19 protein-coding genes and 1 pseudogene are annotated in these 25,088 nt (G+C 40.9%); 9 read left to right on the top strand and 11 right to left on the bottom strand.

The window, feature by feature from the left end; genetic code table 11:
* Positions 1-205 precede the first annotated feature (205 nt).
* Positions 206-1,153 carry a TIGR01212 family radical SAM protein gene (locus ACFSR5_RS09790; protein WP_380903161.1) on the top strand — a complete coding sequence of 316 codons (948 nt, stop codon included), beginning with the start codon at positions 206-208 and terminating at the stop codon, positions 1,151-1,153.
* Between the two features lie 26 nt (positions 1,154-1,179).
* Here ACFSR5_RS09790 and ACFSR5_RS09785 read toward each other — a convergent pair whose 3' ends face one another.
* Both ACFSR5_RS09785 and ACFSR5_RS09780 read right to left on the bottom strand, forming a co-directional pair.
* Positions 1,180-1,647: a pyrophosphohydrolase domain-containing protein gene (locus ACFSR5_RS09785; RefSeq protein ID WP_380903159.1), complete on the bottom strand. Its 468-nt coding sequence runs from the start codon at positions 1,645-1,647 to the stop codon at positions 1,180-1,182.
* A 97-nt stretch (positions 1,648-1,744) separates the two neighbouring features.
* Entirely contained in the window at positions 1,745-2,968 is a 1,224-nt protein-coding gene (locus tag ACFSR5_RS09780) for a pseudouridine synthase (protein ID WP_380903157.1), read from the bottom strand.
* A 366-nt stretch (positions 2,969-3,334) separates the two neighbouring features.
* Here ACFSR5_RS09780 and ACFSR5_RS09775 point away from each other — a divergent pair, with 366 nt between their 5' ends.
* Entirely contained in the window at positions 3,335-4,030 is a 696-nt protein-coding gene (locus ACFSR5_RS09775; RefSeq protein WP_380903155.1) for a lytic transglycosylase domain-containing protein, read from the top strand.
* A 233-nt stretch (positions 4,031-4,263) separates the two neighbouring features.
* Positions 4,264-4,488: pseudogene (locus ACFSR5_RS09770) on the top strand (urease accessory protein UreH domain-containing protein); the annotation flags it as partial.
* Positions 4,489-4,652: 164 nt separating this feature from the next.
* Here the strand turns inward: ACFSR5_RS09770 and ACFSR5_RS09765 are convergent.
* The 3 genes from ACFSR5_RS09765 to ACFSR5_RS09755 form a co-directional block, all read right to left on the bottom strand.
* Complete coding sequence (locus tag ACFSR5_RS09765) at positions 4,653-6,116, bottom strand: efflux transporter outer membrane subunit (RefSeq protein WP_380903153.1); 1,464 nt, start codon at positions 6,114-6,116, stop codon at positions 4,653-4,655.
* Between the two features lie 3 nt (positions 6,117-6,119).
* Positions 6,120-9,281 (bottom strand): efflux RND transporter permease subunit, encoded by a 3,162-nt coding sequence (locus tag ACFSR5_RS09760; RefSeq protein WP_380903151.1) that lies wholly within the window; start codon positions 9,279-9,281, stop codon positions 6,120-6,122.
* 77 nt (positions 9,282-9,358) lie between these two features.
* Positions 9,359-10,492 (bottom strand): efflux RND transporter periplasmic adaptor subunit, encoded by a 1,134-nt coding sequence (locus ACFSR5_RS09755; protein WP_380903149.1) that lies wholly within the window; start codon positions 10,490-10,492, stop codon positions 9,359-9,361.
* A gap of 196 nt (positions 10,493-10,688) precedes the next feature.
* On the opposite strand from ACFSR5_RS09755, the gene cls reads away from it, so the two are divergent.
* Together cls and ACFSR5_RS09745 are read left to right on the top strand one after the other, a co-directional pair.
* Complete coding sequence (gene cls / locus ACFSR5_RS09750) at positions 10,689-12,164, top strand: cardiolipin synthase (RefSeq protein WP_380903147.1); 1,476 nt, start codon at positions 10,689-10,691, stop codon at positions 12,162-12,164.
* 65 nt (positions 12,165-12,229) lie between these two features.
* The gene (locus ACFSR5_RS09745) at positions 12,230-14,953 is read left to right on the top strand and encodes a carboxypeptidase regulatory-like domain-containing protein (RefSeq protein ID WP_380903145.1); all 2,724 of its coding nucleotides are present in this window, start codon (positions 12,230-12,232) and stop codon (positions 14,951-14,953) included.
* A gap of 70 nt (positions 14,954-15,023) precedes the next feature.
* Here the strand turns inward: ACFSR5_RS09745 and ACFSR5_RS09740 are convergent, their stop codons facing one another.
* From ACFSR5_RS09740 to ACFSR5_RS09730, 3 genes are read right to left on the bottom strand one after another with little or no spacing between them, the layout of a single operon-like run.
* Positions 15,024-15,836 carry a DMT family transporter gene (locus ACFSR5_RS09740; RefSeq protein ID WP_380903143.1) on the bottom strand — a complete coding sequence of 271 codons (813 nt, stop codon included), beginning with the start codon at positions 15,834-15,836 and terminating at the stop codon, positions 15,024-15,026.
* Between the two features lie 24 nt (positions 15,837-15,860).
* Positions 15,861-16,844, bottom strand: coding sequence for a YihY/virulence factor BrkB family protein (locus tag ACFSR5_RS09735; RefSeq protein WP_380903141.1), 984 nt, complete (start codon positions 16,842-16,844; stop codon positions 15,861-15,863).
* A 4-nt stretch (positions 16,845-16,848) separates the two neighbouring features.
* A complete protein-coding gene (locus ACFSR5_RS09730; RefSeq protein WP_380903139.1) occupies positions 16,849-18,609 on the bottom strand; it encodes an AMP-dependent synthetase/ligase in 1,761 nt (586 codons plus the stop codon).
* 173 nt (positions 18,610-18,782) lie between these two features.
* Between ACFSR5_RS09730 and ACFSR5_RS09725 the strand changes: the two genes are divergently transcribed.
* The gene (locus ACFSR5_RS09725; RefSeq protein ID WP_380903137.1) at positions 18,783-19,310 is read left to right on the top strand and encodes a hypothetical protein; all 528 of its coding nucleotides are present in this window, start codon (positions 18,783-18,785) and stop codon (positions 19,308-19,310) included.
* Between the two features lie 63 nt (positions 19,311-19,373).
* On the opposite strand, the gene ACFSR5_RS09720 is transcribed toward ACFSR5_RS09725, so the two are convergent.
* Positions 19,374-21,191 (bottom strand): M61 family metallopeptidase, encoded by a 1,818-nt coding sequence (locus tag ACFSR5_RS09720; protein ID WP_380903135.1) that lies wholly within the window; start codon positions 21,189-21,191, stop codon positions 19,374-19,376.
* Between the two features lie 40 nt (positions 21,192-21,231).
* On the opposite strand from ACFSR5_RS09720, the gene ACFSR5_RS09715 reads away from it, so the two are divergent.
* Positions 21,232-22,098: an N-acetylglucosamine kinase gene (locus ACFSR5_RS09715; RefSeq protein WP_380903133.1), complete on the top strand. Its 867-nt coding sequence runs from the start codon at positions 21,232-21,234 to the stop codon at positions 22,096-22,098.
* A gap of 13 nt (positions 22,099-22,111) precedes the next feature.
* On the top strand, positions 22,112-22,618 hold the full coding sequence (locus ACFSR5_RS09710) for a glutathione peroxidase (RefSeq protein ID WP_380903191.1): 507 nt from the start codon (positions 22,112-22,114) through the stop codon (positions 22,616-22,618).
* Positions 22,619-22,762: 144 nt separating this feature from the next.
* Here ACFSR5_RS09710 and ACFSR5_RS09705 read toward each other — a convergent pair whose 3' ends face one another.
* Positions 22,763-23,353, bottom strand: coding sequence for a thymidine kinase (locus ACFSR5_RS09705; protein WP_380903131.1), 591 nt, complete (start codon positions 23,351-23,353; stop codon positions 22,763-22,765).
* 170 nt (positions 23,354-23,523) lie between these two features.
* Between ACFSR5_RS09705 and ACFSR5_RS09700 the strand changes: the two genes are divergently transcribed.
* The gene (locus tag ACFSR5_RS09700) at positions 23,524-24,501 is read left to right on the top strand and encodes a hypothetical protein (protein WP_380903129.1); all 978 of its coding nucleotides are present in this window, start codon (positions 23,524-23,526) and stop codon (positions 24,499-24,501) included.
* A 22-nt stretch (positions 24,502-24,523) separates the two neighbouring features.
* Here ACFSR5_RS09700 and ACFSR5_RS09695 read toward each other — a convergent pair whose 3' ends face one another.
* Positions 24,524-25,021, bottom strand: coding sequence for an ABC transporter substrate-binding protein (locus ACFSR5_RS09695; RefSeq protein WP_380903127.1), 498 nt, complete (start codon positions 25,019-25,021; stop codon positions 24,524-24,526).
* Between the last annotated feature and the right edge of the window lie 67 nt (positions 25,022-25,088).

Here is a 25,088-nt window from a genome sequence, read left to right as displayed (position 1 = left end):
AAGTCAAGCCCGCCAGAGCCGATGGTATTGCCGTAACAGGTGGGAGAGTAGGTCGGTGCCTAATTTTATAGCAAGAGCCCCTTCAGGAAACTGGAGGGGCTCTTTTCTTTTCCTGGATAACGAACACAACAGCATCAGCCATAGAAAACTTTGTTTTCTATGTAAATATCAGTCCTCATTACTATTTCTTATCTTTGCAAACGAAATGAGTACACTACTGGATAATGGAATTAAGCCGTACAATCACTACGGCGCTTATTTAAAAAGGAAATACGACGGACAGAAAGTATTTAAAGTCATCGTAGATGGGAATTTTACGTGTCCGAACCGCGATGGAAGTAAGGGGTATGGTGGTTGTACATATTGTAACGTGGATTCCTTTACGCCGGATAGCGCTCGAAAGATTCCGTCAATACGGGAACAGGTAGAGAATGGTATTGAACGCGCGCGGAGTTCTTATGGAGCGGAGAAGTTCATAATCTATTTCCAACCTAATACTAATACATATGCCCCTGCACACTTGCTTCAAATGATGTACGATGAAGCCTTGTCAATTGATTCGGAAAATACGTTGGGACTATCGGTTGGAACGCGGCCAGACTGTATCGATTTTGAAAAAATAGCATTGTTGGAATCATATACTGACCGTTTCGATGTAGATCTGGAGATGGGGATGGAGTCCATTTACAATGAGACGTTGGAGCGTATAAACCGCGGATGTTCGCATGATGAATTCACATCTGCTATGCACATGCTGCGAAATACCAAACTTGATCTGTGTGTACATACTATTTTTGGTTTTCCGTGGGAGAGCGAAGAGATGATGTTGCGCTATGCAGATGAGATCAATCGATATCCGGCAATTAGATTTGTCAAACTTCACCATCTTCATATCGTTGAAGGTTCTATTATGGGCGTCAAGTATAAACGAGAACCTTTTAAGTTATTTACGATAGAAGAATACACGGATTTTTTAGCGAAGTTTATCCCATTGTTACGTCCCGATCTTATTTTACAGCGGATTTTTGGTATTGCAGATCGAGAATTGCTGATCGCCCCGAATTGGGGTTTTCCCAAATCAAAAATTCAGACGTATATTGATAAAGGGTTAGAAGCTAGAGGGGTTAAACAAGGGAGTTTATATTCAGGCTAAATAAAAGAGAAGATAATCCTTCTCTTTTATTTTTCAAGGATACTTCTGAGGTCAGCAGGAGAATAGTTTATCGATTTCAATGTTTTATGATCACCCTCTCTAAATACCAGGAACAAACCATCTACTTCTTTATAGTAGGAATTTACGCCTCTTGAAAGGTAATGTGCTTGGGTAGCTTTCGCTTCGTCTTCTGTCTTGCACGCCTTGCTCATGTTCGAGCGCTGTACTTCTTCAAAAAGAGCATTAAATTTATCTTTTAGTCCAAATTCCAACACCGCACCCGAAAGAACATATTGGATGTCGCATAGCGCATCTGCAATTTCCACTAGGTCCTTGTTATCGATGGCATCTTGAAGTTCTTTTAATTCCTCCGCAATAAGTGATACCCGAAGATTACACCGCGTCTCGGACGGAATACTCGGAGAATCTAAAATGGGATGTTGAAATGTTCGGTGAAATTCGGCTACGGAAGTTAACGTTTTGGGATCTGTCATATGTTACGAATTATATAGCGTAAAAGTACGAAATATTGTATATGTTGCGAAAAAAGAGCTTATAAAAAAGGTGCTTTATGCGAGCACCTTCTACGTATTATTTAATAAAATGTTTGAGCTGAATGAGTTCTCGTTCCTCTAAATACCTCCATCTGCCCCGAGGCAAATCCTTCTTTGTTAGATTGGCGTAGACGACACGGTCAAGCTTAATCACCTCATAGCCCAATGATTCGAATATACGCCGTACGATACGGTTTTTACCCGAATGTATTTGAATACCGACCTCGCGTTTACTTGCGCCCTGAACATAGCTAAGATCATCGGGTTTGATTAAACCATCCTCTAATTCTATTCCAAATTGTATTTTATTAAAATCGCCTTGTGTCAGGTTCTTGCTTAACTCTACGTTGTAGATCTTACTGATATTATTACGTGGGTGGGAGAGCTTCTCGGCTAGGTTTCCATCGTTGGTCAATAAAAGCAATCCCGTTGTGTTCCTATCCAACCGTCCGACTGGGTAAATACGTTCCTTCGTCGCTTTTGCCACGAGATGCATGACTGTACGTCGTTCCTGTGGGTCATCTGTCGTGGTGATATAATCCTTAGGTTTGTTTAATAACACATAGACCATTTTCTCTCGTTTCAGTCGCTCGCCGTTGTATCGAATTTCATCTGTTGCTGGATCTACTTTCGTGCCTAATTCCGTCACAATGACCCCATTTACCGATACAACACCTGACCCAATGAGTTCGTCTGCCTTACGCCGTGAGCAAATACCCGCATTCGATATATATCGGTTCAAACGGATTAAACCATCGTCTTTTGGTTCTGCTGTTGCAATTTTCTTGCGTGGGTGAAAAGTTTTTCCCCCAGTATTTACGTCCTCTTGGTTATACTTTTTAAACAATCGGCTTGGTTTATCAAAACGATTGGAATCACTTGAAGATTTTCTTGAGCGATCATCACGTCTGTCTTTGTCAAATGTACGTCCGGTTGCTTTTCGATCGTTATCGTCGAATTTTTTAAACGGACGATCTCCCACGACGCGTCTATCTGTCTTTTCAAATTTGCCAAATGGACGCTCGCCCTCTTTGTTGTCAAATCTATTAAATGAACGATCAGTATTTTTATTTTCTTTTTTGCCGAACTTACCAAACGGTTTGTCGGTAGATCTCTTTTCTGAACGATCGGCACTAAATTTTTCACTTCTATTCGTTGATGATGAATGACGACCACTCTTTGATCCGAAGCTTTCGGAGTTGCTTCTACCTTTTTTTTTGGAGTTGTCGTCGCGACTGTTCCTTTTATTATTGAATGGCATATTTTTCGGAATTAAGTTACAAAGGTACGACTTTTATTTGGTTTCAAGAAAAAAAATGTAAGTCCTTAGAATCTATATTTAATAATAACCAATGCTGTTTTTTAGGTTCTAAGCTCCGACGGCCTTTGGTAACTATTTGGAAGATAAATAAATACTTTGTATATTTGTCGGCTGAAAATTGTACCAAGCTATTGTTGATCGTTTCGCTATCTTTTTTAGATACCGATTCGTGGATAGGTAGCAGTAAGGGATTGAATGATAAGAAAAAAAGTACTATGTAGTAGTATTGTTTTGTCCGTTATGTTATTGTCAAAACTATACTCAAGCGCACACTCGACTTCCAAGAAGGATCCTATTAGAAAGGCCATGTTGGAACAGGTCGAACGAAAGAAAAGAGCGATAGCATTATCGCCGGAAAGACAAAAGGAAGCTTACTACAGCTCCATCAAATTCGCTAATAAGCGAATGCCTCTGCAAAACCCCAATGTGGAGACTAAGTTTGAAAAATACTTAGCAAATTTTTCCTTCAGAAAGCAACAATCGTATGATTTGCATAAAAAAGCGGCTAAACATCTTCCTAAGATTGCTTCGATTCTGAAATCTTATGGTATTCCCGAAGATTTTAAGTACATACCGCTAATTGAAAGCGATATGAACCCAAGTATTACTTCGCACAAAGGAGCTGGTGGCTATTGGCAATTTATGCCAGCTACCGCACGTCTATATGGTCTTAAAGTTGGCGGAGGAGTAGATGAACGTAAGGATCTTGTTAAGTCTACACATGCGGCCGCTCGTTATTTAAAGAGTCTATACGCACAGTTTAGTGATTGGACGTTGGTGGCAGCGGCTTATAACGTAGGAGGTGGGAGCTTAAAAGCCACCATCCGAAGACAAGGCACTGATGACTATTATAAACTGCGCTTAAATAGAGAAACAGGTTCATATGTATACAAACTTGTTTCAGTGAAACAGGTGATCGAGAATCCAAATAAACATGGATACAAGCGCTACGCAAAATTGGATGATAAGTTTCAGAATATAAACGAGCAAAATTTATTGTAAGCATTTATTCGACTAAATATTAAAAAGAGGTTTTCGGCAGGAAACCTCTTTTTTATTGGGTGTAGGGCTTGGAATCGTTTTGGTTGCCTTGGGAAATTTGGCGGTGATACAGGGGTGGAGACGGGCGGGCCGTATAGTAACCGGACGGCTGCTGCTAGCTTTAGGAAGCATTTATCTATCGGGAAAGAAAAGCGGCGTACTGATCGTTTCAAACGAATGCTGTACGTCCGCTCGTCCGTTACATGGGGAATTGGCTGAATAGACCTGGGGGAGCATTCATTGTGGGGGTGTTAAATGGTGTATTGCCTTGTGGCATGATTTACATGGCTCTTGCCTCTGTCATAATCGTCGATTATGAACGTAATAGCTTTTTTATTTATGACCTTTTTCGGGTTTGGGGACGTTGCCGCTTCTGCTCTTGTTCTCCATTATGGGAAGCGTTTCTAAATCTTGGATAAAAACCAAATTTGCACGCGTAATGCCTATTTTATATATGATTATGTGTATTTGGTTTCTTTTAATAGGCGCCAATTGGGACATCCCATATTTGAGTCCTCTCTTACACGTGAATGGAGCAATGAACTGCGTCTAAGTGACCTGCCGATAGTTAATCGGCAGGCGTTTAATTTTCCCAGCCCCCGCCCAGCGATCTATACAAGTCAACATATGCTTCGAGTTGCTTTTGGCGAATATCGACCAAGGCTAACTCACTGGACAAAGCATTGCTTTGGGCAGTTATTACTTCTAAATAACTCGCAAATCCGCCCTTAAACAATAGTGACGCATTCTTCACCGCGAGTTCTGAGTTTTCTACCCGCTTTCGTGCAAGTTTTAGTTGTTCTCGTTGTTTTTCTACGGTAATAATTGTGTTTGAGACCTCCGTAACAGCCTCCATAACCGTTTTTTGAAATGCGAGTTCTGCTTTCTCTCGTTCGAGTTTGGCAACTTCATAGTCATTTTTCAGTCGGCCGTTTCGAAAGATTGGTGCCGTTAGTTGTCCGGCAATACCGCCAAGCAGCGCACCCGGTATATTGAACCAATTCTTTGGAAGCATAGCATTTACGCCAAAGACACCACTCAGTGAAAGCTGAGGATAACGCATAATCTGTCGGATGTTCATCTTTGCATTAGCCGTGATTAAAGAATACTCGGCTTGTTTAATATCGGGTCGATTTCGGATAATGTCCATTGGCGAACCCAAGGTGATATCGTTTGCAACGTTCAGAAGGCTGTCTGTCTTTATTTTTCGGTCAACATTTTTAGGCATTTGACCAATTAAAACGCTTAGGGCATTTTCTTGAATAGCGATGTCTTTTTCTAATTCTGGGATTAGCGAAGCAGCAATGAGGCGTTGTGACTCTGTTTGTTGTATAGCCAATGCCGTTATCTCACCAGCATCGAATTGCAATTGGATCATACGCAGCGTACTGTCGTTAAGTTGCAGGTTACGTTTCGCTACTTCAATCTGTGCGTCAAGCATAATTAAATTGAAGTAGCCTTTGGCAATATCTGATACCAGTAATGTCTGGACGGCATGTTTGCCTGCATATGAATCCAGAAATTCCGCTTTTAGTTGATCTTTTTGATTCGCTAATCTCCCCCAAACATCCAACTCCCAGCCGAATTCCACCCCGGTAGCAAATTGTGACTGGTAATTGAAGAATTTAGCAGGAGCTTCTGTACCTTTTTCGCTGTACCATTTGGAAGAAGGTGAACCATAAAAGTCATTAGAACGGTATTGTTTGTTGACTGTTGCTAGATTTCCTTCGATCACAGGTAAATATTCGAGTTTATTTTGGCGTAAGTTACGGTTGGCAATTTCAATGTTTGTCAATGCCGTACGTATGTCGTAATTATTCGATAGTCCGCTGTCAATCAGAGCGATTAGTTGAGGGTCGCTAAAAAAAATACGCCAAGATACATTACCAAAAATAAGGGTATCGGCTTGATAGCTTGCCGTATCGCCCCTAAAGTTGGCAGGAAGGTTCAAAGTGGGCTGAGTATATCTGTTACCTATCTTACACGCCGACAACGCTAAAATAGATATGGCTACATATAACAGATGTTTTAATTTCCTATGTTTCATACTTTAGTCTTCAGATTTAAAGTTTTTCTTCATTTTTTCGTCCAGTGTTTTAAATACGATAAAAAGCACGGGGATAATGAATATTCCAAAAATGACACCGGATAGCATCCCACCTGCAGCGCTAAAGCTTATGGAATGGTTACCAATAGCGGAAGGACCAACACTCCACATGAGCGGAACTAGTCCCGCAACAAAGGCGAGCGAAGTCATTAGGATGGGACGTAAACGCAATTTAGCACCTACGATCGCGGCATTATAAATACTCATGCCTCTGTCGCGTTGCTGGACTGCAAATTCAACGATTAGGATGGCGTTTTTGGCCAACAGGCCTATAAGCATGATGAGTCCTACCTGGACGTAAATATTATTTTGTAGACCAACAAGCAATACCGTCGCAAATACACCGATAAGGCCTACCGGAACCGACAAAAGTACAGCCCATGGAAGGATATAACTTTCGTATTGAGCCGATAATAGAAAGTAAACGAAAAGCAAGCTTAATCCAAAAATAAGAATGGTCTGTGTTCCAGATTTGCTTTCTTCATAGGACATGCCCGTCCACTCATAGCCATAATTACCTGGCAATTTTTGATCTGCGATCTGCTCTATCGCGGCCATGGCATCTCCCGTACTATATCCATTTGCTGGTGTCGCATTCACGGCAATTGAATTGTACAGATTGTATCGTGCGATTGTTTCTGGACCCACGACTTTTTTTAGGGTCATTAATGTACCTACGGGTACCATGACGCCATCTTTATTTCGTACGAAGATAGAATTTAACGACTCGGGATCCGTCCGGTGATCAAAATCAGATTGCATATAAACGCGATATGTACGTCCAAATCGGTTAAAATCGCCCGCATTGACCCGTGCAAAATACATACGGATCGTATTCATCATATCTTTGATATCTACACCCAAACTTTTTGCTTTTACGACGTCGATATCGGCTTCGTATTGGGGGAAATTGGACTTAAAAGAAGTGTAAGCATTTGCAATTTGAGGCAAGGTGTTGATCTGACTAATGAAGGAATCTGCAACGAGATCAAAATCCCGAATGTCCCCTCCTAGTCGATCTTGCAAGATAAGTTCTACACCAGCGAAGTCACCAAATCCCTGCACAGTAGGTCGAGGGAACACTCTAAAGGTTGCTTCATTGATCTGGGATAGATCTTGACGGATCGTATCCATAAATGCCTCTATGGACTGAATTGCTGAACGTTCTTTGTGTGGTTTAAGGTTGATATATCCTGCGGCAAAGGCCGGGCTAGATCCTCCATCAAGCGCATTAAAACCGGAAACGGTGGTCATTCCGGCGATGTCGTCTCGCTTCTTTAAAATGCTATCTGCTTTGCGGAGCACTGCGGTCGTCCGTGATAATGAAGCACCTGGAGGCATTGCCAAGGAATATGTAACGAAACTGTCGTCCTCCGTCGGTATAAAGCTTTTGGGCGTCTTTATCAGCAAAAAAATACCGATAACCGTGACTAGCGCCAAACCACACCAAGCAATCGTCTTATGCGCGATGAGGTATTTCACCGCAATGATATATTTCCCCGTAAGTTTATCAAATGATGTATTAAAGGCCGTGAAGAATCGTTTTTTGTATTGCACAAATGTTGTCGTCTTGATGTGTAGCGATTCTGAATCTTCATTATGTTTGACGGGCTTCAGAAGAAGTGCACATAAGGCCGGACTCAACGTCAGTGCATTTAAAGCAGATATCAAAATTGCAGTAGCCAACGTATAGGCGAATTGCCGATAAAAGATTCCAGCCGGCCCTTCCATAAAACCAACCGGCAAAAAGACTGCAGCCATAACCATTGTAATGGAAAGAATAGCGCCCGTGATCTCGGACATGGTCTCTAATGTCGCAGCACGAGGCTTTAACCCAGTATCATGCATTTTCTGATGGATGGCTTCGACTACCACAATGGCGTCGTCAACAACGATTCCGATAGCTAAGACGAGGGCGAACATGGTCAGCACATTTAAAGAAAAACCAAACAGACTTAGGAAGAAAAACGTGCCTATTAGGGATACGGGGATGGCAATGGCGGGTATTAGTGTCGACCTAAAATCCTGCAAGAAAATAAATACGATAATAAACACCAAGATAAAAGCCTCACACAACGTATGCTTTACCTGACTTATAGATTTATCAATCTGGTCGCGCACGCTATAGGAGATTTCGTAGTGTATGCCTTCAGGAAAAGTCTTCGAAATCTCATCCAAGACTTTTCGAACTTGAAGGTCGATGGCGTGTGCGTTAGAACCACTGGTTTGAGTGATATTTAGGGTAAGTCCTGGATGTCCGTTCACTTTGTTGTCACTTCCTAAGTTGGTTGCACCAAATTCTATACGGGCAATATCTTTTAAATATAATACGGAGCCGTCTTTGTTAGTTTTTATCACCATATTTTCGAACTCTTCTGGCTTAGAAAAACGTCCTTTATGTTTGATTACCGTTTCGAAGACTTCATCTGATGTTTCACCGAATTTCCCGGGAGCTATTTCGAAATTTTGATCGTTTAGCGATTTTATTACGTCTTGTGGAACTAGATTGTATACCGCCAGTTTTTCTGGATTTAACCAAACGCGCATCGAATAATCACGCGCTCCAATGCGGGAAACCTGTGCTACTCCGTCTACGCGGAGCAGGGGACGAATCATGTTAATCTGCGCATAGGCTTGCAGAAAAGTTTCGTCATACACCGAATCTTTGTGGTCGGAAAATACATTGATGGTCATGATCGCGCCACTTTGTCGAGGTTGTACCGTAATTCCGTTTTCATTAACCTCAGAAGGGATCGTACTCACTGCTTTTGAAATCCGTGTCTGCACATTAACAGATGCAATATCGGGATTGGTTCCTGTTTTAAAGAATACTTGCACGGATCCTGATCCAGAGTTTGTCGCCGTAGATTTTATATAGGTCATGTCTTCAACGCCGTTGATGGCTTCCTCAATGGGAAGCAATACACTTTCAGCAACCGTTTCCGAATTAGCTCCTGGATAACTGAGTGAAACCACTACACTTGGGGGGGCAATCTCGGGAAATCTACTAATAGGTAGGGTCATCAGTCCGACCCACCCCAAAATGACTAAAATAAGCGACACGACCGTAGCAAGAACCGGCCTATTTACAAACGTTTTTAACATAGTAAGGTGTTAGGATACAAAAAGTATCGATCCATAAAAGTTATAGGAATAAAGCAAAAGTTAGAATTACTTGGGATTTACTGCTGTATGGGAATCACGCTGGAACCATCTGTAATTTTATCTAATCCCGAGAGAAGCACCCTGTCACCGACATTCAGCCCCGAAGAAACTATGTAGTTGTCTTTACTTTTTCCTTTGATGGTGATGGCGCGTCGTTCTACCTTATTGTTCGGATTCAATACGTAGACAAATGTTTTATCCTGAAGTTCACTTGTTGCGATCTGTGGAATTTGAAGCACACCTTTCCTCACTTCAGATATTTTTAAGGTGCCCGTGCTTCCGTTTCGCAAGATGTTCTCTTTGTTTGGAAAAGACGCTCGTAAAGAAATGGCACCAGTTGTTCTGTCCACTTGACCATTTATGGCATCCACTTTTCCCTTCTGGGAATACGTTTCGCCGTCTGCCAAGATTAATGTCGCTACCGGAAAACGAAGCTGACCATGCGTATGTTGTACACCAGCTACGCTATCTTCTTTAGCTTTCAGTTTGGTGAAATACAAAAAATCAGATTCATTCATCGAAAAATACACATAAACTTCCTGTACGTCGGAGAGTACAGTTAGAGGGTCTTTATCTCCTTTCCCCACGAGGTTTCCGATTCTTTTCGGAATACGGCCGATGTAACCGCTTACGGGAGCTGTGATAATGGTAAACTCCTTATTAATTTGGGCACTCCGCACCGCGGCAGTTGCTTGATCCAATGATGCTTTCGCAACATCGTATTCGGATTTTGCCGTTTGCAATCTGACATCGGATATAACGTCGTTTTCCACTAACGGTTTCAGCCGTTCCACTTCCAGATTGGCATTTTCTAATTTCGCTTTAGCAACGTTTTGGGTAGCCACCATATTGTTTAAAACTTCTTGATAAGCTGATGCGTCAATTTTGAATAGTTTTTGTCCTTTTTGCACGAACGAACCTTCGTCGACGTAAATATCTTGTAGAATTCCGTCAACCTGCGGCCTAATCTCTACGTTTACTTTGCCTTCAATGGTACCTAAGTAGTCTTTTACCGTAGTCGCATCACTAGTGTCCACGGTATAGATCGGAAGTGCCAATGCTTTTGTATTGCCTTCTTTTTCTTTAGATTCGCTAGTACTACAGTTCGTTAGGCAACAGGTTGTTGCTATAAACAAACAGAAGTACGCCATGTGTTTTAAATTTGAACGTGTTAAATTCATCTCTCTCTTATTCGTGAATAACTTGAATTTCGTAACGGTTTAGTTACACGATGTTTGCAATAATAACGTTTTGATTGGGAAAACGTTCCGCTTTTAACAATTCTTAACGTTCAAAATTTGTTCAAAAAATATCGATTTAAAAACTTATTTTTAATTGCTTTTGCATATGATGGAAACAGTTCACCTTGTATTAAGTTTTATCAAACAATGGTATTGGATACCGTTGCTGGCATTGTATTTAGGGGTTATTAGTACCATTTTAATTGAAAATCGTAATCCAACGAAAACAATATCTTGGGTATTGGTTATCGTATTTCTTCCTGTAGTTGGTTTAATATTCTATTATTTATTTGGCCAAAAATTTCGAAAGGTGAAGCGTATAAAACGGGTAAACCATGCACAAGCCATTCGTTTGAAAAAAGAATGGGAAGGGCTTGAACCCTATATGGAGGAGGATATCCGGCGCATACGCGAACGTATAGGAGACTTGTCGAGGGTATTTACGTTTCTTAAGAACGAGCGTCTTTCCTCTCCGACGATCGGTAACCATGTGGAACTACTGATTAATGGAGAGCAGAAATTTCCAGATATTCTGGAGACCTTGAAGCAGGCAAGGCATTCCATTCATTTGGAGTATTATATCTTCGAACTGGATAGAATAGGATTGGAATTATTGAACATCTTAGAAGAAAGGGCGCAATCTGGTGTATTTGTGCGTTTGCTTGTGGACAGCTTCGGCTCTCCGGCTCTGGTGAAATATCTTTCGACATCGACACAGACCAAAATATTGTTTAAAGCTTTTATGCCTGTGACGTTCACTTCTCTAGCGAACAGCAATTATCGAAATCACCGAAAGATTGCCGTGATAGATGGAAAAGTGGCTTATGTGGGCGGCATCAACATATCGGATCGGTACATAAACGCCGACACGAATACGCATGTTTACTGGCGTGACACATCCCTAAAAATAGAAGGTCCAGCTGTAAATATGTTGCAAATTAGCTTTTGGAACTCATGGAATTTAGCAGATGGACGCCCGTTTTTGCTAAATGAAGGATATCTTCATCGGATACCGTTTGAGGAGAAAAAAGGAAATGCTGCGGTAACCTTCGTATCTAGTGATCCAGGATCGAACGGCCCATATAATATGGAAGCCATCTTAATGGGAATGGGTGAAGCGGACAAAAAGATTCAGCTCGTAACTCCCTATTATATTCCCAGTGATGAATTAGCTACGGCATTGCAGATCGCCGCAGCTGCAGGAATTGAGGTAGAGCTTATGCTACCTGAACGTTCTGATTCTTATATTGTGCAGCACGCTAGCCTTTCTTTTATTAAGCCATTGTTGGAGCGCGGGGTTAAGGTTTATTTTTATAAGAGGGGATTTATCCATGCCAAGACTATTAATATAGATGGAAAGCTGTCTTACATTGGTACGGTTAATCTGGATACACGAAGCTTCTATATTAACTACGAAATTGCAGCCATTGTATCGGATGAGCGGCTCTGTAGGCAGCTAGAAGAGCAGTTTGAGGTGGATAAACAGAATTGTGAGATGATGACTTTGGTGGAGTGGAAAAAAAGAAAGACCTGGAAACGCGGCCTAGATTCCATTTGTAGACTGCTTGCACCATTGTTATAACCTGTTAAATTCTTTCGATTTGGGATAAAAATCGATATATTTAGCTCCCGAAAATCTGTATGTTAATGAAAAAACTCTCAATTTTATGGTGTATGTTGTTTTTTGCTTTCGGTTTCTCGAGGGTTTTAGGACAGCAACTACCTACTATTCCAATTAATACTGTTGTAGAAAAAGTCCAAAAATATTTTGGTGTTTATCCTGTAGAAAAAGTTCATTTACATTTTGATAAACCATATTATGCGGTCGGGGACACGCTTTGGTTGAAAGCTTACCTTAACCATAATCTTTATGAATATAGTCCTAGTAAGATTGTCTACGTGGAGATGTTAACTAGTAAAGATTCGTTAATTCAAACATTGCGCATTCCGCTTAAAGAAAATGGAGGAAAAGGACAACTTGTTCTGGATCCGCAATTTATCACACAGGATAACTATAGATTCCGAGCTTATACGAAATGGATGGCGAATTTTGATCCGTCTTATTTTTATAATAAGGTAGTGCCTATTGGTGATGCAATCAACAAGAAACTGGGTGCTGAAATTACGTTTACGCCGGAAGGAGAGGGCAAGACCAAAGCCTCATTGCAATTTCGGGATCGGTCGGGAAACTTATTGGGACGTAGAAAGCTGATCTGGGAGGCTATCGATGGTTGGGATCCATTCGACAAAGGAAAGGCAGAAACAGATGATATGGGACGTGTTAGTTTGAACCTAACCATCAAGGACCGCGAGTATTTAAAGAAGGGAAGGTTGATTGTTAAGATCGACGGGGGGGATAAATTAGAGCCTGCTCTAATCGGAAACTATTCATTACAGTATGCTTTGTGGGATGCGGACGTACAATTCTTTCCGGAAGGTGGCGACCTGTTGGCCGGCATTTCGAAAAAACTGGCTTTTAAGGCCGTAAGTTCCACGGGAAAGGGTTTAAAAATATCCGGTAAAATTGTAGATAGCAAGAAGCGGGAAGTGGCGACGTTTAGTGATTTAGGATTTGGAATGGGAGCCATCGATTTTATTCCAGTGGCAGGAGAGATATATAAAGCGACCGTGAAGTTCGAAAATGGTGAACAACGCTCGTACGATCTGCCGGCCGTTAAGGCCGAAGGGTTGAATGTGGTTCTTCATAAAGACGATGGCGCTTCTATTCAGCTGGGACTGGTTGCGAACGAGGACTACTATGCAAAAATGACAAATCAGCCTTTTTATGTTTTGGGCCAGTCTAGTGGACATTTAGTCTATGCAGCGCAAGCCACATTGAAAAATTCGTCGGTGTTGGTCAACATTCCGAAGGATAAGCTCCCTAACGGTATTGTTCAGATAACGGTTATGCAGCCGGATGGAAAACTGCTGAGCGAACGCTTATTTTTCAATCAATCCCAGCCGGTATTGGAAATTGGTGTTAAAACAGACAAGACGAATTATGCCCAAAAGGAGGCTGTAAGACTCTCCCTGCATATTGCACCAAAGGATTCTTTGACGGGAACCTATTCCATTTCGGTCGTAGATGATAGTAAGGTGCCCTATAATGATGATCAAGAACTCGGCATCTTAAGTAATTACCTTTTGACTTCAGACCTCAAAGGATACGTTGAACATCCGAATTATTATTTTAATACGGAAAACGAGAATAGGAAGGAAGCATTGGATGCATTATTGATGACACAAGGGTTCAGACGTTTTTCTTATAACGACTTGATTGCCGAGAAACTTCCCCAAGTGCAGTTTTTTCCAGAGCAAGGCATTACGCTGTCTGGGACGCTTCGGTTGAATACAGGTAGGCCGTTTCCTAATGGAGGCTTGTTATTATCTATTCCTTCGCGAAATATTCGTAAGGATACCTACACGGATAACGGTGGTCGTTTCAATTTTGAAAACCTGATTTTTCCGGATTCATCTAAAGTGACCATCAACGCGAGAGGAAATGACAACTTTCGGAACTTAGTGATCAATATGGATCCTACTTATTTCCCGGGAATAGATCAGGGAAATCCAGTAGCGAGCAGCAATATTCAAAATATTGATCAGACGATGAAAGCTTATTTAGCGAATAGCAAAAACGAATATCGTACATCAATTCTGATCGATGAAGTTGAAGTGACAGGTGTACAGAAAAAGTTAGTGACCAGCAAGGAGTTTTCGGCACTTTCTGGTCTCTCTATGCCCGAACATCGTATAGAGTCTGATCGTCTCTCGGGCTGTAATGTGTTGACAATGTGCCTAAGTACTTTATTAACGGGAATAACATACGACAACCAAACCCTTAAGTATTATATTACGCGTAATTACAATCAAGGTAGTCGGGTTCCCGTGCAATTTTTCCTTAATGGTATGCCGATTGATGAGCCGTCTTTGAATTCTATTCAGCCAGCAGAAATCGAAGCTATAGAGATATTTCTCCGCGATGATTTGGGTACAGTAAGCCGCACCTATCAGAATGACGGTGTGGTTTCCATTATGACAAAGAAAAATGATCAGAAAAAACAACCGAGGATGTCGTTGTCGGAAATTGAAAGCTTGCTTCCGAAGACTAATATTATCGACATGGTACCGTTAGGATATGTAAAGGAGAGGCAGTTTTATTCGCCGAAATATGCAACGCCTGAAAGTAAGAATACTAATGATTACCGGACAACCATCTATTGGAATCCCGATGTAGAATTAGACGCGGATGGAAATGCGACATTTGAATTTTACAACGCGGACGGTAATGGCCGGTACAAGGTCGTCGTGGAAGGTCAAAATCAAGCCGGCAATATCGGTCGATCAGTATATTATTATAACGTGAAGTAGCTGCGAAAACACAATAATAATTTATTTAAGTGCCCTTGTCTAAAACACAAGGGCGCTTTTTATTAGTGGGTTAGACGTTTTTCTTCACCTGAATATTGAGCAAAACAGCTGTTAAAATGATACCTATGCCTAAGAACGAATAGATAGATAAGCTTTCCTCAAAAAATATATAACCGAATAATATGGCGTAAATAACACCCATATAGTTTAAGCTTGCGACTTTGCTAAGATTGGCCCGTTGATAAGCTAATGTCATATAATATTGTGCTCCTTGCGTAAAGATGCCAACAAGCAAAAGAAAAAGCCAGTCGATACCGGCGGGTTGAATCCAGTGAAATATGCTATAAGCTCCTACAAAGGGAAGTGTTACCAACGGAAAATAGAAAATGATGACCAGCGGGTGTTCAGATGTTTTAAGTTTGGCGATGATGTTATAAGCCAAACCTGCAAATATAGCGGCCAATAGTCCGATAAGCAAATCGACTAGGGTAATGTTATGATCTATTCCTTTTAATAATATAACACCTACGATAGCTAAACCAAAATAAATAAATTGTTTTGGAGCCAGCGGTTGTCTAGCTATAAAAATCCCAAAAAGTGCTGTAAAAAATGGAGATAAATAGTTGAGGGTCACGGCGGTCGCCAGCGGAATGTTTTGCAGGGTATAGAAAGATCCGATAAGACCAAGGCAGCCTGTTGCACCGCGTATAGTCAGTAAAAGCTTGTTGTTGCCTAACAAGGGGATACGCTTTTTTTTTAACAGAAGATAAGTAATCAGCAAGCTGAAGCTCGATCGAAAGAACACTACTTCTAATGTAGGAAGATGTGAAACCCACTTTACGCAGACGTTCATGCAAGAAAAAAGCAGGCCTGCAACCAACATGTAATATACACTTTTGTCTCGCACTTAGCGTATAGGTTCGTTTTTATGTACTACCTCCCGAAGCCCTGTGTCGGGATCGATTTCCAGTTCTGTCTGCTTGACCAATACGGCGTACGATCTAGGCCGTATACCTTTGCCGTATCTGATAGCGTAACGTTTGGTAAACTCTGCGCCGAAATAAAGGATAGCAGCGGAATAATAAACGAAGGCCAGCAAAATAATTACAGAACCGGCAGCCCCATAGGAACTTGCCGTTGCGTTATTCGTTAAATAATAGGAAATCAAAGATTTCCCAAGTAAAAAGAGGAGCGTGGTAAAGACCGCACCCCAAAGAATATCATGGAAACGCACTTTGGCGTCTGGAAGGAAGGCGAATATAAAGCCAAATAGAGCCGCGATCACTAAAAAGGATACGCCAGAATTAACCAGGCTTAGAAGCTGAAAATCTAAATCAGGAAAATAATTACCTAAGTAATTCATCAAGATACTAATAATGCTACTCAAAATGAGCGATGTCATCAAGAGAAAGCCGAGACCAATGACCATTGAGAAAGAGATTAGCCTATCGATTATAATTTTTAGCCAGCCTTTTTTTGGTTTAGGTTTGACGCGCCAGATTTCGTTTATAGAATTCTGGATATCGACAAAAATGGTGGTTGATGAAAATATCAGTGCACCTACACCGATATACACTCCGATACTCGTTCGGCTCTCAAACGAAATTCTTTTGATCGCTGCGTCGAGCATGTTGGTGATGTCTCGACCAAAGAGCTGGTAGAGCTCTTCCATTATTTCATCCCGTGCGCCTGTTGGGCTATCCAACTGGCTCCCATAGAAAAAACCTAACGCCCAAATAAGAATCAAAATCAGTGGACCTATCGAAAAAACCGTGTAATAGGCTAGGGACGCACTTTTTTTTAGGCACCTATCATCTAGAAAATCGTTGATGGTGTCTAATAATAGCAGACTAAAACCCTTTAATTTCTTTCCAACAGGATGTTTGTTCATCTCTTTATTCTTCGTACAAGCGTGTTATTATTTCTTCTGTTTTCTGTAGAATAATCTTTCGCTTCAAACTCAACTTTGGTGTTAATTCGCCACTGTCGATGGTCCACTCTTTTGGAAGAAGCACGAACTTTTTTACCTTTTCCCATTGACCAAAACCAGCATTTAATCGGTCAAGTTCTTTTTGGTATTTATCGATTACTTCAGGATTTTTGAGCATTTCTTCTTTGGAATCAAATGATATGCCTTTGTATTTACACCACTTTTCTAACTCTTCGAATGCAGGTACTATGAGCGCTGCTGGAAAGCGCTGGTTTTCGCCGACGACCATAACTTGAGCGATAAGGGTGGATTCCATAAACTTGTTTTCCAATGTTTGTGGCGCAATGTACTTCCCACCAGCAGTCTTAAACATTTCTTTCTTCCTGTCAGTAATTTTTAAAAATTCATCAGGAGTTATTTCGCCAATATCACCTGTATGAAAATATCCAGCATCATCGATGGCCTCCCGCGTGGCCGCTTCATTTTTATAATATCCAACTGTAATACTCGGTCCTTTTACTAGAATTTCACCGTCCTTGGCGATTTGCACATCTAAATTTTTTAAAACTCGTCCTACTGTACCAAATTTTATATCGGTGTCGACATGGGAGTTAACAGCGATAACCGGAGATGTTTCTGTCAATCCGTAACCTTCGAGAACCTTTATTCCCGCTGCCCAAAATACCCGTGCTAAACGTTCCTGTAGGGCAGCCCCCCCCGAAATGATCAATTCAATATTACCACCAAGGGCTTCTTTCCATTTCGAAAATATCAATTTGCGGGCGATAGCGAGTTGTATGTTAAACAAAACACCATTTTTTGGTGGCTCCTGATAGCGATGTCCCAATTTCAGCGCCCAGAAAAATAACGTACGTTTGATACCTGTTAATGCTTTGCCTTTTTCTACTACCTTATCGTATACTTTTTCCAATACTCGGGGCACCGTTGTAAAAATTTGAGGTTTCACATCGTTAATGTCCGCCACTATGTTTTCTAAATTTTCAGCATAGTGGATGGAGATTCCTTTCGATAGGTAGAGGTAGACGACCATTCGTTCAAAAATGTGGCAGAGCGGTAAAAAACTCAATGCCGTTTGCGCATGTTGAGGCACTAAATGTGCACAGGCTTCGACATTACTCAGGATATTTCCATGTGTCAAAAATACCCCCTTCGGCTTTCCTGTAGTGCCAGACGTATAAATCAAGGTGAGCAGATCGTCCCACTGTACTGATTCTCGAAAAGGCAACAAATCTATGTCTTGGGTTTGTCCTTCCCGAACAAGCTCTTCGTAATTGGATTTATTGCTTATTGTGTCGAATGTGAAAACATCTATATGTAATTGGTGTTCTTCCATTGCTTGGTCGATCTTTTTTGCCAATTCGGCGTTGCTGACAAAGATCATTTTTGCTTCGGCATCATTGACTATATAAGAGAGGTCTTGCGCGGAAAGCGTTGGATATAAGGGGACTATAGCAATGCCGATCTGATTACAGGCAAAATCGATTATATTCCATTCTGGACGGTTTCCTGACATAAGTGCTATTCTGTCGCCTTTTTTGAGACCGCGTGTCAATAACGCTTTGCTAAGAGCATTAACACAGGCGATAAATTCGTCGGTTGAGTAAGTTTTCCATGTACCATTTCTTTTACCCGAAACCATGTTAGATTTTCGATAGCTGCTTTGGTACCTCTTTATGATGTCAAACAATCTATTTAGCTTATCCATACGTCTCAAAAATTAGCGGTTTATAATCTTTGCTTATTCTGTACTAATATAACATTTTGCATGCGAAAGTTCGAAAGTAGGCAGGAAATAAACTAATCAAAATGATAACAGATTTTAACTTTTTTACGTTTAAAAAAATATTACTTTTGGAAAACGTTAAAATACACATATACATGAAGAAAACGAAGTGGTTGTTATTGGTATTAGGAATTGTTTTAATCTCATTTGAACAAGCATCAGCGCAATTAAGTAGTCAACACGCTGTAGGTGGCCGATTTGGAAGTGCAACCGGATTCACTTATCGGTATACAATGGCCGAGGATCGGGCCATAGAAGGTATTCTAAGTTTACAGAGTAATTCTAAATCAAGACGTTTTCGTTTAGTTGGACTTTATGAGTTTCATAAGCCGCTGGCCGAGAACTTTACTTGGTTTTATGGTTTCGGGGGAAGTGTAGGAAGTTTTCGATATAAAGCGCTTGAAACGCGCACCTCTAATCCAGACGGTTCGGTGACAATCACCAAGACGGATCCGAAATCAGAGCTAGCTTTAAGTATCGATGGTATTATTGGTGTGGAGTATGCTATTCCAACCACACCGCTGTCTGTGTCTTTGGATGTGAAACCATATTTTGATTTCCTACAGGAAAGTACCATAAAGATCATCGATCCATTAGGATTGACCATTCGATACAAATTTTAGATGTTGTAACAACAGACTTTTTAACACCCCAAGTATCTTAACTTCGGGGTGTTTTTGTGAAGATTATACCGACAGCCAAATGTTCCCTAAATCTTTTTGCTCTTGGGAAGCGTCTGCCTTTTCCTGAATAATCCACTGTTGTTTAGTCGACCTCCGCAGGGGCGTGTGGATGGTGCGTATAAGTCCGTCGCGGGCTATCAACACATCCACGATATCATCGGCCTTGCTATGTTCTAAAAGAAAATCTAACTCCTTGCCCGCAGTATCAAGTCTTATTCCATTTATGGCGATCAATTCGTCATCGACATTGAGGCCAGCATCCCAAGCCGCCGAACCGCGCTCTACATTTTTAAGGACAATCCGACCCTCATGAACTCCTATTTTGATGCCTAAAGAAAGCTCTTGACTAACGCTGTGAAGGTCGATCAATTCATAGCCTACTTTGTTGAAATATGCGTTATAATCTAACTCTTCTAAGGAGTGCGCAGCATCAAATATATGAGACAGATCCACTCCGGTCGCGGATTGAGCAACTTGTTGAAATTCAACTTCTTCGAAGCCGCGGTTCATCTGCTTGAAAAAGATGTTGTAAGCCTGTCGTAACACATCATCTAATCGTTTGATACCAACTGTTTCGGATATAATATAAATATCGAGTGCTGCTGCAAGCATCGCACCTTTGTTGTAGTAGGAAATACTGGTATTCATTGAATTTTCGTCTGGGCGGTATTGTTTGATCCATGTATCAAAACTCGATTGTGCAGCCGACTGAAGTTGATGTCCTGGCCTATTGTACACTAAATTGAATTCGTTGGCCAGCATGTTCAAATACTCTTTTACGGAAAAAAAACCGCACCGACGGATGATTAAATTGTCATAATAAGCAGTAAATCCCTCCATAATCCACAGCCCCTCGGTATAATTTTCTTGATTATAGTCAAAGGGGCCAAGCGCTTTCGGGCGCAATCGTTTCACGTTCCACAGATGAAAGTACTCGTGGGCGACCAAGCTTAAAAAATTTTTATAGGCTGATTCGATCTGGTATGCATTTCGACTCGCTCCTAACACGGTGGAATTTAGGTGTTCCAGTCCACCGCTCCCAGATTGATAATTGTGGGTGATGAATACATACTTCGAATTAGGATTTTCACCCCATATAGCAGTCTCTGCCTCCACGATTTTCCGAATATCCTCGGTTAGTTGTGCTTTATTATACGTTCCCCCGCCCACCATAGCAAATTCATGATCGGTTTCAGCGGCGGTGAAATACCAGATGTCTTGATTGCCAATCTCTATCGGTGAATCAAAGAGAATGTCAAAACTCTCTGCAAAATACGTTTGTTGGTCTACTTTCGCCAATCCAGTAGAAACATATTTCCATTCGGATGGTAATCTGATCTCAACTGTTACAGGATGCTCCAAGTGATTTTCAATATAGAGAAAAGTAGCAGCAGGGCTCAAAAATGCGTGATCTGCATTGATCATATTCGTACGCACAGAAGTTTCAAACCCATAGACACGATACCGTACTTTTGCATGGCCTCGGTCAGGATGTATACGCCACGTATTCTTTGCCGTTTTCGTGACGGGCACAGGCTGTTCGTAGGCCGATACGTCTAGACTTTCGACATGTCGCGCATATTCACGTACAAGATATGAACCTGGTGTCCAAACGGGCATTTTTAGGTCAAGGGTTGTTTCCGAAAACTGAAAAATATCCATTTCTACCTCTACATAATGTGCTTGTGGTTCGATAAAAGAAATGGTAAAATGTATGCGGGATTCTAACATGTGGATTGAGTTTTCAAAATGTATGACAAAGCTAAACTTAATCTTTGTGACATCCAATTGATAATCGCGGTTCGTCCAAAATTGTGGCATGAATTTATTATCTTTGAGAGACCAAAATGGATAGCATCGTATGATTTTAGTTGCAGATAGCGGTTCTTCGAATTCGGACTGGATGTTAAATTTACCAGATAGCAAACCTTTGTTTTTCCGAACAAAAGGACTCAATCCTTTTTTTGTTAACGAAAAAGAGATTGCCAAAGTGATGAAGGAAGTGCCTGAAATATTGCCTTACGCAAACGAAATACACGAAGTCTATTTTTTTGGGGCTGGCTGTGTGACGCCTGATCGTAGAGAAATTGTGTCAAATGCGCTTACAGAGATATTTCCTACAGCATTCATCTCGGTAGAAAGTGACCTGCTGGGATGCGCTTACTCTACCTGTGGGCGAGGGAAGGGATATGTTTGTACGATCGGGACCGGCTCTGATATTGGATTTTTCAATGGAGAAGATTTACAACAAGGTCTACATGGGATTGGGTATGTTTTGGGGGATGAAGGATCGGGTTCTTGGTTCGGAAAGCAACTAATTACAAGTTATTTGTACGATAAGATGCCGAAGGATTTAGTCCAAAAGTTTGCAGCAAAATACAGACTGACTAAGGATAGCGTTATCAAAAATGTGTACCAGAAGGATCGTCCCAATGCTTATTTAGCATCGTTCGCTGAGTTTATGGCAGAGAATCGGCTACATCCCTATATTGATACCCTGTTACGCAACGGTTTTGATGAATTTGTACGGACAAATATTATGACATATCCAGACTATTGGGAATATAAGGTCCATTTTGTGGGAAGAATTGCTTATCATTTCGATTTGCAGCTACGGGAAGTCTGCGAAGTACTAGGTGTGAAAGTAGGGGCAATTTTAAAGAGCCCTATGGAACATTTGTTTCATTTTATTGTTGAAAGAGAAACCAGGTTAATACAAGAACGATAAACATATGACAATGATGAACACGATTTTGTTGTTGATGACGTTATTGCGCCCAGCAACATCCATTTATGATTTCAGTTTTACTTCAATAGATGGGAAGACTATCCATTTAGCTGATTTTAAAGGTAAAAATATATTAATTGTTAATACGGCCTCAGAATGTGGTTTTACAAAGCAGTATAAAGATTTACAAGCGCTACATGAACGTTATGGAAAAGATTTGGTAATTATTGGTTTCCCGGCTAATAATTTCGGTGGACAAGAACCGGGGAGTAATAATGAAATCCAAGATTTCTGCGAGAAAAATTATGGTGTGAGTTTTCTCCTGTCAGAAAAGGTCGAGGTGAAGGGTGAGGATATACATCCGTTATTTGCTTATCTAACGATGATTGATAATCCTGATTTTAAAGGGGATATCAAATGGAATTTTGAAAAATTTTTAATTAATAGAGATGGAAAGTTGATCCACCGTTACCGATCGAAGGTAAACCCTTTGGACGACTCCATTACGAATAAATTATAACTCAATTAGTTGGATCCTTTTGGGCTATAGAAAAAGGTCTTCCCGATCGGGAGACCTTTTTTTGGGTCATTTATAAACTAATTTTGTTAACACAAAGATAGTTCAAAGGTGTGATTAAGATGCTTATTTTAGTGTACGTTTTTGTTAATTATTCCCCGAACCAAGACCAAAGTAGCAGCTCCTGCAACGGGGTTCATAGCTTTCTTTTTCTCCTAGCAATAGACGTTCGTTGCTTGAGACGATACGAAAGGAGTAGGTAGCTGGTGCCCCACATTGCACACAGACTGCATGGACCTTCGTGACGTGTTCGGCCATGGCCAGTAGGAACGGTATTGGACCAAAGGGTTGTCCTTTGAAATCCATATCAAGACCGGCTACAATTACCCGAACACCTTTGTTGGCGAGTTGTACGCATACATGAGGAAGTTCGTCATCAAAAAATTGAGCTTCATCTATACCAACAACTTTGGTTTCGGCACTGAGTAATAGTATGGCAGAAGAGTGACCAATCGGTGTAGAAGGTATGCTGTTGCTGTCGTGTGAGACCACAGCGTGTCCATCGTAGCGGATATCTAAAGCAGGTTTGAATATCTCCACAGGGAGTTTAGCGAATTGCGCCCGTTTCATACGACGAATCAATTCTTCCGTTTTTCCAGAGAACATGGATCCACAAATCACTTCTATACTACCTACTTGGGTGTTTTTTTGAATAAAATTACGTTCAGAAAATAGCATGTATTAATTTATAACAATAATGGAAAGAGTGAATTAACATTCGTTAAACTTCGTTCTAAACCGTGCTAATATCGAAATTATATCTTAAATTTGAAGGAAAGAATCGGCTCTAAATCGGAAAGAAGTATCTATCAGTACGTTGAATTTCTATTCAAATAATGAAATGCTAGATGGATATAGATAAAGAAATAAATAAAAGAGAAATGGGATTTACAAAAGAAACTATATTTTCAAAGATCGGCGAGTTGCTGGTTGAAATCAATGATGGGTATACTGAGTTAACGGAAAAGGAGTTAACCGATGTGAACGATACTTTACTTTTGTTGGAAGCAAACGCGAAATTCTTGACAACCCACTTCGAGGTCTTGCGAAATCTTACAAATGCGTGGCCCGAGGAGCAAGCTGCAGCGCCGATGGTTACTGTGACGGGCCATGCGGAAGCGGATACATATTTTACGCCACCATCTTTATTAAGTGACGCAGTAGACAAACAACCTGTGGTTTCTGAAATTAAAGAAGTATCAACAACGGGGTCTGTTGATGCGAAAGAAGAAATGGCAACGGCAGTGACGGATGATGAAGAGGGAGACGCAGCAAATGAAGCGGATAAAGTTGATAACCTCCCCGCAGAGGAATCGAAAGACGATAGCACCGGTGAAGCATATGTTTCAATGGATACCGATTCTTTACGTGAAACGGCGAATGAGCCTTCCGAGACGGTAGTTAATGAGGTGGTTGAAGAGCAGAAAGAAATTATTATCGAAGAAGAAACCATTTCGGAAAGCGTTGCGTCGGTAGAACAAGAAGCCCTTTCTAGACCTCTTACGCTAAATGAAATACTACAACAGCAGCGTAAAGCTGGATTTGTTGCGGCCACGACTGCTCGGGCTGGTTCAGGAGCAAGTGAGCGTGTGGTCGATTTAAAATCTGTGATCAATTTGAATGATAAGTTGCTGTTTATAAAAGATCTATTTAATGGATATTCACTAGCTTACAGTGAAGCCATCGAGTTGTTAAATCGGTATACGACGTTTGCGGAGGCTGATGTTTTCTTACAGACAAATTATGCGTTGAAGAATAATTGGGCTGATAGACCCCAAACGGTTGAAAAACTTTACGCAATTCTGCGTAAAAAATTTATACAGTAGACAATGGGCATCGAGCCCATTTTTAAGTTAGATCGAATTTCACCCAGTCCACTCCCTGCCTTCCATAGATAAAGTATTTTGGTTGTATAATTTCAGCACACGCTTCGACATCAGCCAAGAAGGATTCCGGTGATTCGCCGAAAAGTTGGTTTTGTATGATATATATTTGATCCGATTGAATGGCATCTGTCCGACTCAATATTTCATCTTGCAAAATGAACTGCATGTTCCCATATAATGATTTATCTTCTTGAACGACTAATATAATCGATGGGTTGTCAAACTTTTCGGTTAATATATTGCCTCCAGCAACGATTATGGTGTCCTTTACCTGAGGATTAACCATCGGTTGAAAAGAATCTTTCTGCGATAGTACAAGAACAGAAGGACGCTGATCCGGCGAAATAAATTTCAGTTTATGGACTAAAATGTTTACTTCTTCTTCCAAGTATTCGGCCTGTTTGGGATCACTTTGCTGGAGATTATCTACGATGCTTTTGTAAAAGAGGAGTGCCTGCATGTGTTAAATTTTGTTGAGTGCAAAGTTAAGTAAGCCGTATTAAAGAACCTAATTATCGCATGAATAT

It is taken from the genome of Sphingobacterium suaedae (assembly GCF_042684625.1).
Taxonomy (GTDB): Bacteria; Bacteroidota; Bacteroidia; order Sphingobacteriales; family Sphingobacteriaceae; genus Sphingobacterium; species Sphingobacterium suaedae.
This window is presented reverse-complemented; position numbering and strand designations above follow the sequence as displayed.